The following is an 11,628-nucleotide window of genomic DNA, read 5'->3' on the forward strand; positions in this document are numbered from 1 at the left end:
GGGGAGGGGGGGGGGGGGGGGGAGGGGGAGATGGGGAGATGGGGAGATGGGGAGATGGGGAGATGGGGAGATGGGGAGATGGGGAGATGGGGAGATGGGGAGATGGGGAGATAGGGAGATGGGGAGATGGCAAAGATTTTTATAGCGTTAATCATACTTATGAGATACAGGAGGTACAGTCAACTTAGTTACCCCTACTCCCTACTCCCTACTCCCTTAATGGAGTGTGGGGAGATGAAAGTGATGTGTAGCAACCTGATTTGCGTTCACGTTTGTCCATTAGAAGTTAACGTTTTTTGTTAAGTTAAATTATTAAGTATTGAGTTTTTACGTATTATTATTAATATTTTTTTAGAAGCAAGCCTAACATTCCCCTTGATGGCAAGAGGAATCCCATAAACAGCAGAATATCTCAAGGCAATACCAAAAAATTTAATATTTTTTTAAAAATTACTCTAGACCTAATCCTTGACTTACTGGGATATACTAGAGATTGCTGGATAGTTATAGGAAAGTTCGGTTAACTATCCACAAGTAAAAGAAAAAATAGTATAAGGACAAAATAGTATAAGGAAGAGTATTAGGAATAATATCGATAATCGGTGAGCCTTCCTTCTAGAGGTCTTATATAGCTTCTATCGCAGTTATGAGGTACAGTCTTATTTGAGGCTGATTCTCTGTCTTGATGCAGTCGCTCATGGGGGGAACCCCCAAGACCGCGCTGCATCGCTTAAAACCCTCTTTACTTTTGCCTTTTGCCTTTTGCCTTTTGCCTTTTGCCTTTTGCCTTAAAAGGATAAGCAATGTCCTTCAACTGTTGCTGAGAATTGCTATAACTGTTGATAATCCTGGATTAAGGTCGGAGAATTATGGTAGGAATAGATTTACCAGCACAACAAACCAAATTGGATCATGAACCGATTCATGTGATTGGTCAAATACAGCCTCATGGGGGACTCTTGGTACTGGAAGAGCCTGAGCTGAAAATCTTACAAGTTAGCAACAATACCTCTAGGGTTTTGGGAATCCCTGCCGAAGCCATGCTAGAAAAAACCCTAGAAGATGTACTTGACCCATTCCAAGTGGAGAGAATTAAAGCTGGGTTATCTGAGGAAAATCTAGACCTGATCAATCCTACTAAAATTTGGGCGAGGAAAAAGGGCGATGATTATGCAGTATTTGATGGTGTATTTCATCGTAACTCAGATGGATGTCTGATTCTGGAATTAGAACCAGCAGTTTCCCGGGAGACTATCCCATTTTTAAGCTTTTATCATCTAGCAAGAGCTTCCATTAACCAGCTCCAACAAACTTCAAATCTTCGGGATTTTTGTCAAATCATCGTCAAAGAAGTGCGAAAGGTCACTGGGTTTGACCGGGTGATGCTATATAAATTTGAAGATGATGACCATGGAGCCGTTATTGCGGAAGAAAAACTAGACAGTCTGGAATCTTACCTAGGCTTACACTATCCAGAATCGGATATTCCTAAACCAGCCAGACGATTATTCTGTTCCAATTGGATCCGCTTAATTCCAGATGCAAATTCCCAACCTGTTGAAATTTTTCCTACCGATAACCCGATCACAAATCGTCCCCTTGATTTAACATTATCGATTCTCAGAAGTGCTTCTCCCTGTCATATCAAGTACCTCCACAATATGGGAGTTGGGGCGTCTTTGACGATTTCACTAATTAAAGATAAAAAACTCTGGGGACTTATTGCTTGTCATCATCAAACCCCTAAGTATGTATCCTATGAGTTGCGCAAAGCTTGTGAATTTTTAGGACGAGTGATCTTCTCAGAAATTTCAGCCCGAGAAGAGACGGAAGACTATGACTATCAGATGAAGTTGTCCTATACTCAATCGATATTGATTGAGTATATGTCCCAAGAAGAAAACTTTATTGATGGCTTAGTTAAGCATGACCCTAATTTACTGGACTTGACTAATGCTCAAGGTGCAGCAATTTGTTTTGGGGATAATTTTACGGTTATTGGTGAAACCCCTAGTGAAGAAGACCTGAAGTTTTTGGTGCAATGGCTGAAACAGAATGTTAATGAAGAGGTGTTCTATACCGATTCCCTGCCTCGCCTTTATCCTGATGCACAACGGTTTAAAGATATTGGTAGTGGCTTGCTAGCCATCCCAATTTCCAAGAGAAACTATGTGCTGTGGTTCCGACCAGAGGTGATTCAAACTGTTAATTGGGGGGGAGACCCCAATAAAGCCTTTGAAACAACCCACACAGAGGGGACTTTGCAACTGTCGCCCCGTAAATCCTTTGAACTGTGGAAAGAAACCGTTCGCTTAACCTCTTTACCCTGGAAACAGGTGGAAATTAAGACAGCACTGGAACTGAGGAAAGCACTGATTAATATTGTCCTGCGTCAAGCTGATGAATTGGCTCAATTGGCTCAGGATCTAGAACGTTCCAATGCTGAACTGAAAAAGTTTGCTTATGTGGCATCCCATGACCTGCAAGAACCCCTGAATCAAGTGGCGAATTATGTGCAGCTGTTAGAAATGCGCTATAATGACAGACTTGACGAAGATGCCAGCGAGTTTATTACCTTTGCGGTTGAGGGAGTCAGCCTCATGCAAACCCTGATTGATGATGTGTTGGCTTACTCGAAAGTCGATTTGCAGGGCATTGAGTTTAAACTGACGGAAGTGGAGACGGCCTTAGACCATGCTCTGGCTAATTTGCGGGGACGCATCCGTGAAACTGGGGCAGTGATTACCCATGACCCGTTTCCAACAGTTATGGCTGATAGCACCCAGTTGATGCAACTGTTCCAGAACTTAATCGGTAATGCGATCAAGTTCCGCAGTGAACAGCCGCCGGAAATCCATGTGGGGGCAAAACGACTGGAGGATGCATGGCTATTTTCAGTGCAGGATAATGGCATTGGCATTGAACCGCAGTTTAGCGATCGCATTTTCGTGATCTTCCAACGTCTGCACACCCGGGATGAGTATCCTGGCACAGGTATGGGTTTGGCTATCTGTAAAAAGATTCTGGAGTGCCACCGGGGCAAAATTTGGGTAGAGTCAGAACTAGGTCACGGTGCCACCTTCTATTTTACAATTCCAGTAAGGGGACGCGAGCGTGAGCGTAGAAACGGACGAAAGACACAAAATCATATTTTTGGTTGAAGACAATAAAGCCGATATTCGCTTAATCCAAGAAGCGTTAAAAAATAGCTCGGTACCCCACCAGGTAGTAACGGTCAGAAATGGCATGGACGCTATGGCTTACTTACACCAAGAAGGAGAGTATGCTGATGCCGTCCGTCCAGACCTGATCGTGCTAGATTTAAACTTGCCAAAAAAGGATGGTCGAGAGGTGCTCGCAGAGATTAAAGCTGACCCTAATCTCAAACGGATTCCTGTGGTGGTATTAACTACCTCAAGAAATCAGGATGACATTTTCCAGAGTTACGACTTGCATGTGAATTGCTATATCACCAAATCCCGCAATCTTAGCGAATTATTCAAAATCGTCAAAGGAATTGAAGACTTTTGGCTCTCGACTGTCACCCTGCCATCACAATAAAGGGATTAGGGATTAGGGATTAGCCATAAACCATGAGACACTAAGGATTAAACATCAGGGTTGACTAACACAAGCGATGCAGCGCGGTCTTGGGGAGCCAGTGCGGTCTTGGGGGTCTCCCCCATGAGCAACTGGCGTGGTTTCCCCCACTCGCTATTGCATCAAGAAAAATCAGGAAAGCAATGAGGATTCTCTATCAAAGGAGAAATCCAGACCAATAAGCTCACAGAAGAAATACTCAAAGGTAATGCCTGAAGGCTCAGTAAAAATCTTGTTAATTGAGGACAACCTGGCAGAAGCCAGATTGTTACAAGAGTTTTTGAAAGAAGCTCAGTTCAGGCAGTTTAGTCTAGTTCATGTCAAGCGGTTGCGGGATGCACTCCAGGAAATCGCTCAGGCTAGAGCAATCTCAATTCCCTACGATGTGATCTTGTTAGATCTGACTCTACCGGACAGCCAGGGACTAGCATCCCTCGGACCCTTGATGAAGCAAGCGCCTAGTTTACCGATTGTAGTGCTAACCAATACCAATGATGATGAATTAGCGATTGAGGCAGTTCGTCAAGGAGCACAAGATTATCTAGTCAAGCGGCAAGTCAAGGGAAAAATGCTGGTTCGTTCCTTGCGCTATGCTATTGAACGTAAGCACGCAGCAGTTGCATTACGACAAGAAAATCAAGCCCTAGAAAGTCAGGTTCAGGAACAAACCGCTGAGTTGGTTAGAGCCAAAGAAGTCAACCAGCGCAAAGCTGAATTTGTTTCCATGCTCTCTCACGACTTTCGTAATCCCTTAAATACAATCCTCCTTTGTTCTGGATTGCTCCAAGACAAAGAGGAACAATTACCTAAAGAGAAAAAATTGGTTCATTTGCGCCTAATTCGCTCGGCCATCAAAAACATGGCCCAGTTGTTGGATGAGGTTTCATTAATCAGTAAAGCTGATTCCGGCAAACTCCTGTGTCAACCTACTCGGTTGGATTTGAAACGGTTTTGTCACCAATTAGTGGAAGAGTTACAAATCAGTAGCAAGAACAAGCATCAGCTAGTTTTTACCACTCAAGGAGAATTGAGGGAAGCCCTATGGGATGAAAGATTGCTGCGACACATTTTTAGCAATTTGCTCACCAACGCTATTAAGTACTCACCCACAGGGGGAACAGTTCTGTTTGAACTGATTGCTCAGACAGAATGTGTTATCTTCCGGATTCAAGACCAGGGGATGGGCATTCCCCCAGAAGAGCAACCGCAACTGTTTGAGCCTTTCCATCGTGCTAGCAATGTTGGCACAATTCCTGGTAGTGGCTTAGGACTAGCTATTGTTAAAGAGTGTGTGGACGCTCATGGTGGTGATATTTCTCTCAAGAGTCAGTTGGGAGAGGGTACGACATTTACCGTTAGTTTACCGTATTAGGTTTTAGGGAATTAAGAATTAAGAATTGAGAATTGAGAATTAAGAATTGAGAATTGAGAATTAAGAATTAAGAATTAAGAATTAAGAATTAAGAATTAAGAATTTAGAATTAAGAATTAAGAATTAAGAATTAAGAATTGAGAATTAAGAATTAAGATGCGTTCGCGTAGCGTGGCCTACGGTCAATCGCGTAGCGTGGCCGTAGGCCAATCGCAAAGGTAATCATTCAGGTATCAGTATTCAGCTATCAGCATTAACTTGATATGTGAATACTCACTACAATATTGATGATCCTGATTATCCTAATCCAGAGCAACTGACTAATAAAACCTGACCAATGTTGGGTTTCGTACCTCAACCCAACCTACGCGCTTTGCACCATTTTAGTTAGTTGTGCCAGGGTCATAAATTAACTATTAAGCATTAACTATTTACTATTAACTATTTACTATTTATTTTGCCATGGCTCCAAGCAAAGAAGAAAAAATTAAAGGCTCCCTATTAGGACTGGCCTGGGGAGATATCCTCGGTTGTCCTGTCGAGGGTTGGCGCGGACACGAAATTCAGACCATCTATGGCGACTACCAACAACTCCCCCAGGAATATCCTTTGGAAAAGATGCGCTTAGTGATGGTGAAAAAAATCAAGCGTCTGAGACCTTTAGGACTGTACTCCGACGATACCCAACAGGCCCTCGGATTAATCAATATATGTCTTTCTCAGAGATGCTGGTCAAAACAGGCATGGGCAGAATTATTAGTTCAAGGCATGGCAAAAAAAGCATGGCGAGGTTACGGGAAAAACTTCTCTGCTGCCATACGCAAACTTGCCAAAGGAAATCAGCCCGAACTCAGTGGTAGTTCCTCCGCAGGTATTGGAGCAGCCATGCGAGTTGCTCCTTTGGGAGCAGTGTATCGAGATAACCCAGCAGTTCTTGCCACAGCAGTGATGGAAGCAAGCCTAATAACCCACGGACATATTAGTGCAGCAGCTTTTGCCTATGCTGTTGTGTATACCGTAGCGGCCTTGATTGGGGGACAAACTCCCCAGGAAATCAAAGACTCACTAGGGTCGGCAGTGGCTTCAGTAGAAACAGAGTGGTTAGAAAATCATTTGGATTGGACTATTGAACGCTCCGTGGGACATCTTGTTTCCCAAAGCATTGCCAAGATATTGACTCAGAAGTGGAACAACTGCGAACAACTGCGACAGCAAATTTCCCAAACAGCTAAACCCCATCTAGCTCAAGGGTTTACCAAGGCTCATCCCAATCAGGGTTTTGTTCTGTTAGGGGGATTACATGGGGAGCATGTCACTTATGCAGAACATTTGTACTAAATCTCTAGCCCCCTCATGGGTTTAAGCCAAGCCCATATGGTAAATAGTTCATCTGTTCTGCAACTTTGACCTGTTCCCCATCAGTTGTGCCGCTTGTGCGCTACCAACAAACATTTGTTTTTAAACTATTCTCATAGCCGTATAGTTTATCCCTCTTCTGTCAGTTTCCGAATTCAATGAGTAACAAATAAGCCAGATTATCCAGAATAAAAAAAGGGTTGACATTGATTAATTTCACTAATTAGCTGATTCAATCCCAGCAATAACTTACTATTAGGTAAAATATCTAACCAGGGAAAAATGAGCCATAACATCATGATGGGTTGAATCAGTAAACGAAAATTGTTTAACACATTCTTCCATCCACCTTTCGGCTAAGGCCGACGCTGCGCGAACATGATTCCATTGTTGATGATTACTCACCTGGACATCATCAGTATCTGTAACATCCTTGGCCACTTCTGGAGATTGATTTAAAGATAAAAAAGCTGGAGAATTTAAACTAATCATGGCTGAGGGGGTGACGAAATAAGCTAAAACGCAGATTCTATAAGCGACATAGCCCTTAAACCTCGTTGATAATACTTTCGTTGTCTTGATGCAAAGCGCGAGTGGGGGAAACCACGGCAGTTGCTCATGGGGGGAACCCCCAAGACCGCACTGCCTCCCCAAGACCGCGCTGCATCGCTTATTAGGATTTAATTTCATTAATTCGGTTACTAATTCTAGACAAACATCCTTAAAATTTATCCAGGTTTGCTGACGGGGTGACAAAAAGCCTTAAAAGCCTTACTGGGTATGGGGTGTGGGGTGGAGGTTGTAGGGGAAACCACCCCTAACCCCTCCCAGGAGGGGAAACATCAGGAGCTGGCCAGGTTGGTAGAGAAGGTTGAATCAGGTTGGGGACCCAATGAAATTGCACCGGGTCACTCCAAATTCCCTTCTATTTTCCCCACACCCCATACCCGTTCGCCCACACCCTGTCTACTTTTTAGCCTTGTTGTCACCCCCTGAGCGTGCTGGTAGTTTGTTTGTGATCAGGGGTGTAGCAATTGATGAAAGATTAAATTGGTATTATAGCTCAGAAGATTGCTCTTTTAAAGATGCGGCTAAAGCTTCTAATCTTTCGCATTCAGATCACCTATTCATCTATTGGTTTTACCTGTATCGGTTTTACAGATTTACCATCTGACCATGTCCCCATGTCAAACTGCAATTGATCCGCTACTGTACCCCGTATCACTTGATCAAGTGCAGACCATATATAACACCAATTCAAGTTGTCAGCCTCAGATTTTGAACCTCCTAAAAGATTAGCCAATCGGTCGTACAACAAAGCGCTTGTATTTGTCACACATTGATTATGATTAGCTAACAAGTTCGGTTCGCCATGGTCATCAGTCTGAGAGAAGTAGATTTTCTTGTTTGGACTTGCTATTGCCTGAAAGGGCTCTGTCCAAGAATCTAGCGTAATGATATGATCGTCCTGGCCATGAAGAATTGCTACAGGCATGGTTAAGCTATGGCCAGTATTCTCAATACTGATCGGGTTTTCGAAAAAGGGTAAATTTGAGGTTAAATTTTTTGAATCAATATCTGGTGTAACTATATCTGGAAGATCTGATAGAGAATCTGACATGGGATCGGCGGCGATAACTTGGAGTGGGTTTAGTTTTTGCTGTACTTCCTGATCTTCTTGAGAAAGGTAGTGAGGCCAGCTAAGTGCCAACAAACCACCAAGAGAGTGACCAAACAGGTAAACGTCTACATTTGAATCATTAAGCGTTTTTTTTGTGGTCGTTGATACTTCCACCTTCTTAAATGCGTCTGACGTACTTTTTATTGCACCTTTTATCCATTCTTCTGGACTATAATTTAGGCTTTTTACAACAGTCTTTATCAGCTCAATCATATTTCCTATACGAAAAATCCTATCATCCTTATAATCATCATGCTGATAGTCGGGGAAAAAGACAAAAAAACCTTGCTTTACTAGATGTAGTAGGTGAGTTTCATAAATCTTTGGTATGCCTAAAGCAAAACCATGCAGGTAAATCACAGCTTTGAAATTTTGGATGTTAGGATCATTAGGATCATCTTGATAGGGTGTACAAGGTATATACGCTTTAATATAGTCACCATTACTATGAGTCCCAAAAATAGAACATTTATACTCCGAAATGTAATCAGAATCAGGTTTTGGGGGTTGTTTTGGGCGTGGCTCAGCAGGTGTGCGAGGAGCTGAATTTAAGCTACACATAGATTAGTTCTCCCAAGTTGAATTTTCGGCACTTTTGAGTAGCAGGGTCGTGCCTGTACCTACAATCTGACCTACAATCACTCTACAATGCTGCGCCAGAAAAAGACATTGATTAAACACGATTTCACTTATGCAGTGTGCCATAGCTTCCGGAAGGCTAGACTTAAAACCAGCTCTGCTAGGATATACGCGAGATGATCCAGAGGTGCTGCCATGTCTGGCAAAGGATTCGGAGAACCCCGGCAATCAGAGACTGATAAGCTAATTAAGCGGATAGTGCGCTACTGCCGTCAGCGTAGTCCAGAGTCTCTAGACAGAATTATGGTTGTCGGGATGTTGGGGTTTTTTCATTTTGATCGCATCATTGTCACCTTCGATGAAGGGAGCATGTCACAAATGCCGAACATTTGTACTAAATCTCTAGCCCCCTCATGGGTTTAAGCTTGCTGTGATGATACATAGTTCATTTGTTCTGCAACGCAAGACCTGCTCCCGATTACATGCCTTGGCAATGGCACTTTTCCCCCAAGACGATCCGGAGTTCCTGCTTGCAGAAATTATTCGTCAAGGATACGACACGGACACCGTTGCGGCCATTTGTGGTGGCATTCTCGGGGCTCGGTTTGGTACTAACTGGATTCCTTTAGAGCGACTGCAAGAGCGGGAGAGATTGGAAAATTACGCTGCAGCTCTAGTAGATTTTTATGTACCTGTAGAACACATAGAAACTTTTCTGGCTAGGGAAGCTGAATTAAGCCAGCAAGAAGCTAACTATCAGAAGAAAGTTATGGCATAACAGTAAGACGGAACAGTTAAAACAGCCAACTCCCATAGTTAGCGTTCGCGTAGCGTGGCCTACGGCCAATCGCAAAAGTAATCATTCAGTTATCAGTATTAAGCTATCAGTATTAAGCTATCAGCATTCACTTGATATGTGAATACTCACTACAATTTGATTATTCTGATTATCCTAATCCAGAGCAACTGACCAATAAAAAGTGACCCCATAAAAAGTGACAAAGAGATGCAGCGCTATGTCACAAGCGCGCATCATTCCCTGTTCCCTATTCCCTGTTCCCTATTCCCTGGGCGCAGGGCTATAACTTTTCTGTTACCGAAACATCCGCTTGGCAATTTCGGAAGCAATTTGCTGACCTAGGCGTTGAGTTTCCTGCTTTAACAAAAGTTCCAGCATCTTCGGTACCGATTCTAGGTCAAACCTAGAGGATTCAATAATCATAGCCCCAATCTTTTGCATCCGCTCCAGGTTAGGAGACTCTAATTTTCCAGTTACATTAACCGCCAAGCCCACCGATGCAGTTATCTGCCCAAGAGTCTTGTATGAAAGATTCTCTAAACTGGTAACCATCTCTTCAACCAGAGCATTACGCAATATACTCCCTTGCTCGGAGTAGAGAAATTCTAACCCCTGGTTTAGGAGCGCACTAATATCAAACTCCCTACTTGTGTGCACCTGACCTAATAACTCCTCCAAAACATCCCATTGAATTCCACCATCTTGATACACAATCTCCTGTAAACAAGTCCTTAATTGGGGGGATGAATCCGTCAACAGACGTTGGGCAACATAGGGATACGTTTCATTGAAGGGCTGAAAATTAGGATTGAGCTTAATCGCTATCCCTTCTAAGGTAGCAGCACTGCGGAAAATCAGGAGGTAGTAAGTGGGTAATTTAAATGGATATTTATAAAGTAACGGGGATAGCTTCCGAATAATACGATTAAAGCCGAATGTTGACACAGTAGCTTCCATCACCCCGCCAAAAATATCAGTTAGTTCAGGAATCAGCGAGGTCAGATCTGTCTCCGGTGGCAAAAAGTCCAGCTTCACATAGTCTTTTGCTAGACCTTCAAAATCACCAATAACAATATGGACAACCGATTCCAGTAAGCGATACCGATAAGAGGGTTCTACCGAGCTCATCATGCCAAAGTCAAGATAAGCCAATTTACCATCAGGGGTAGCCAATAAATTGCCAGGGTGAGGGTCAGCATGGAAGTAACCTTCTTCTAAAAGTTGCCGCAAGCAACACTGAAATCCCACATCGATCAGGGTATTCGGGTCTAATCCCTGGGCTTTAATGGTTTCTAGTTCCGTCAATTTAGTCCCAGTAATCCACTCCATGGTTAACACCCGCCGCCCCGAGTATTGCCAGTATATACGTGGTACAGCGATATTATTAATGTCACCGTAAAGTTGGGCAAATCGTTCCGCATTGCGACCTTCCTGGGTATAGTCCATTTCTTCAAACAAGCTAATAGCTAGTTCGTCGATAAGTGCTACTAGGTCGCTGTGAACAAAGGAGATTGATTCTTGGGCCCATGCTGCTATTTTCCGCAGGATATAGATATCTAGGGAAATACACTCCTCCAGACCAGGGCGTTGCACCTTGACTGCTACGATTTCACCAGTTTTGAGTGTCCCTTTGTACACTTGTCCTAGGGAAGCAGCAGCTACGGGTTTTTCGCTCAGGGAGCCATAGATGTTGTTATAGTTATCCCCTAATTCTTCTTCAATTAACTGATAGGCAATGTGATTAGGGAAAGGAGGTAATTGGTCTTGTAATTTAGTCAGTTCCTCTAAATAAATAGGAGGAACAATATCGGGACGACAGGAAAGGATTTGTCCCAATTTAATGAAGGTTGGACCAAGTTCAGTCAGCTTTTCGCGAAATTCCCAGGCTCGTTGAGGCTGATTTTGGGTAAGGCTACCAGTGACGAAATCCCAGGCTAGCCTGATGCTAAAGGTAATCAATGCCCCTACCAAAGCCATCCTGCGTCCCCAGACTAGCCGAGAACGCTGGCGGTAGTAGTCAGATATGGTTCTTGGCTCGTACTGCAAGGTTAGTATTTTAAGATTTGTTAAATAATTACAAGAAAATTATCTCTTGAACTTTGCGGTTGGTCAAGGGGTCGGGAGTCGGGAGTCGGGAGTCGGGAGTCGGGAGTCGGGTGTCGGGTGTCGGGTGTCGGGTGTCGGGTGTCGGGGGTAGGGTGTCGGGGGTAGGGAGTCGGGAGTCGGGAGTCGGGAGTCGTT

12 protein-coding genes are annotated in these 11,628 nt (G+C 43.6%); 9 read left to right on the forward strand and 3 right to left on the reverse strand.

Annotation, left to right across the window (positions count from 1 at the left end):
* The first annotated feature begins 38 nt into the window (after nucleotides 1-38).
* The 7 genes from F6J99_RS32990 to F6J99_RS33020 all read left to right on the forward strand — a co-directional run bounded on the left by F6J99_RS32990 (nucleotide 39) and on the right by F6J99_RS33020 (nucleotide 6,310).
* Complete coding sequence (locus tag F6J99_RS32990) at nucleotides 39-188, forward strand: hypothetical protein (protein WP_293119382.1); 150 nt, start codon at nucleotides 39-41, stop codon at nucleotides 186-188.
* Nucleotides 160-303, forward strand: a complete 144-nt coding sequence (locus F6J99_RS32995; protein ID WP_293119384.1) for a hypothetical protein — start codon at nucleotides 160-162, stop codon at nucleotides 301-303. The genes F6J99_RS32990 and F6J99_RS32995 overlap by 29 nt, the downstream gene beginning before the upstream one ends.
* 394 nt (nucleotides 304-697) lie before the next feature.
* Nucleotides 698-916: a hypothetical protein gene (locus tag F6J99_RS33000; protein WP_293119386.1), complete on the forward strand. Its 219-nt coding sequence runs from the start codon at nucleotides 698-700 to the stop codon at nucleotides 914-916.
* Nucleotides 870-3,161: an ATP-binding protein gene (locus F6J99_RS33005; protein WP_293119388.1), complete on the forward strand. Its 2,292-nt coding sequence runs from the start codon at nucleotides 870-872 to the stop codon at nucleotides 3,159-3,161. Before F6J99_RS33000 ends, F6J99_RS33005 begins: the two co-directional genes overlap by 47 nt.
* Nucleotides 3,154-3,561 (forward strand): response regulator, encoded by a 408-nt coding sequence (locus F6J99_RS33010; RefSeq protein ID WP_229424392.1) that lies wholly within the window; start codon nucleotides 3,154-3,156, stop codon nucleotides 3,559-3,561. The genes F6J99_RS33005 and F6J99_RS33010 overlap by 8 nt, the downstream gene beginning before the upstream one ends.
* A gap of 136 nt (nucleotides 3,562-3,697) precedes the next feature.
* Nucleotides 3,698-4,972: a hybrid sensor histidine kinase/response regulator gene (locus F6J99_RS33015; protein ID WP_293119390.1), complete on the forward strand. Its 1,275-nt coding sequence runs from the start codon at nucleotides 3,698-3,700 to the stop codon at nucleotides 4,970-4,972.
* A gap of 462 nt (nucleotides 4,973-5,434) precedes the next feature.
* A complete protein-coding gene (locus F6J99_RS33020) occupies nucleotides 5,435-6,310 on the forward strand; it encodes an ADP-ribosylglycohydrolase family protein (protein WP_293119392.1) in 876 nt (291 codons plus the stop codon).
* A gap of 273 nt (nucleotides 6,311-6,583) precedes the next feature.
* Here the strand turns inward: F6J99_RS33020 and F6J99_RS33025 are convergent, their stop codons facing one another.
* Both F6J99_RS33025 and F6J99_RS33030 read right to left on the reverse strand, forming a co-directional pair.
* On the reverse strand, nucleotides 6,584-7,084 hold the full coding sequence (locus F6J99_RS33025) for a hypothetical protein (protein ID WP_293119394.1): 501 nt from the start codon (nucleotides 7,082-7,084) through the stop codon (nucleotides 6,584-6,586).
* A gap of 367 nt (nucleotides 7,085-7,451) precedes the next feature.
* Nucleotides 7,452-8,570 (reverse strand): alpha/beta hydrolase, encoded by a 1,119-nt coding sequence (locus F6J99_RS33030; protein WP_293119396.1) that lies wholly within the window; start codon nucleotides 8,568-8,570, stop codon nucleotides 7,452-7,454.
* A gap of 213 nt (nucleotides 8,571-8,783) precedes the next feature.
* Between F6J99_RS33030 and F6J99_RS33035 the strand changes: the two genes are divergently transcribed.
* A complete protein-coding gene (locus F6J99_RS33035; protein WP_293119398.1) occupies nucleotides 8,784-9,011 on the forward strand; it encodes a hypothetical protein in 228 nt (75 codons plus the stop codon).
* A gap of 10 nt (nucleotides 9,012-9,021) precedes the next feature.
* Nucleotides 9,022-9,366, forward strand: coding sequence for an ADP-ribosylglycohydrolase family protein (locus F6J99_RS33040; RefSeq protein WP_293119400.1), 345 nt, complete (start codon nucleotides 9,022-9,024; stop codon nucleotides 9,364-9,366).
* Between the two features lie 315 nt (nucleotides 9,367-9,681).
* Here the strand turns inward: F6J99_RS33040 and F6J99_RS33045 are convergent, their stop codons facing one another.
* A complete protein-coding gene (locus tag F6J99_RS33045) occupies nucleotides 9,682-11,433 on the reverse strand; it encodes an AarF/ABC1/UbiB kinase family protein (protein WP_293119402.1) in 1,752 nt (583 codons plus the stop codon).
* Between the last annotated feature and the right edge of the window lie 195 nt (nucleotides 11,434-11,628).

Source organism: Moorena sp. SIO4G3, from assembly GCF_010692305.1.
Classification (GTDB): Bacteria; Cyanobacteriota; Cyanobacteriia; order Cyanobacteriales; family Coleofasciculaceae; genus Moorena; species Moorena producens_A.

Excerpts from the sequence above, each read along its gene's own strand:
- F6J99_RS32990 (WP_293119382.1), top strand. The coding sequence starts at position 39 with ATGGGGAGATGGGGAGATGGGGAGATGGGGAGATGGGGAGATGGGGAG.
- F6J99_RS32995 (WP_293119384.1), top strand. The coding sequence starts at position 160 with ATGAGATACAGGAGGTACAGTCAACTTAGTTACCCCTACTCCCTACTC.
- F6J99_RS33000 (WP_293119386.1), top strand. The coding sequence starts at position 698 with ATGGGGGGAACCCCCAAGACCGCGCTGCATCGCTTAAAACCCTCTTTA.
- F6J99_RS33005 (WP_293119388.1), top strand. The coding sequence starts at position 870 with ATGGTAGGAATAGATTTACCAGCACAACAAACCAAATTGGATCATGAA.
- F6J99_RS33020 (WP_293119392.1), top strand. The coding sequence starts at position 5,435 with ATGGCTCCAAGCAAAGAAGAAAAAATTAAAGGCTCCCTATTAGGACTG.
- F6J99_RS33030 (WP_293119396.1), bottom strand. The coding sequence starts at position 8,570 with ATGTGTAGCTTAAATTCAGCTCCTCGCACACCTGCTGAGCCACGCCCA.
- F6J99_RS33035 (WP_293119398.1), top strand. The coding sequence starts at position 8,784 with ATGTCTGGCAAAGGATTCGGAGAACCCCGGCAATCAGAGACTGATAAG.
- F6J99_RS33040 (WP_293119400.1), top strand. The coding sequence starts at position 9,022 with ATGATACATAGTTCATTTGTTCTGCAACGCAAGACCTGCTCCCGATTA.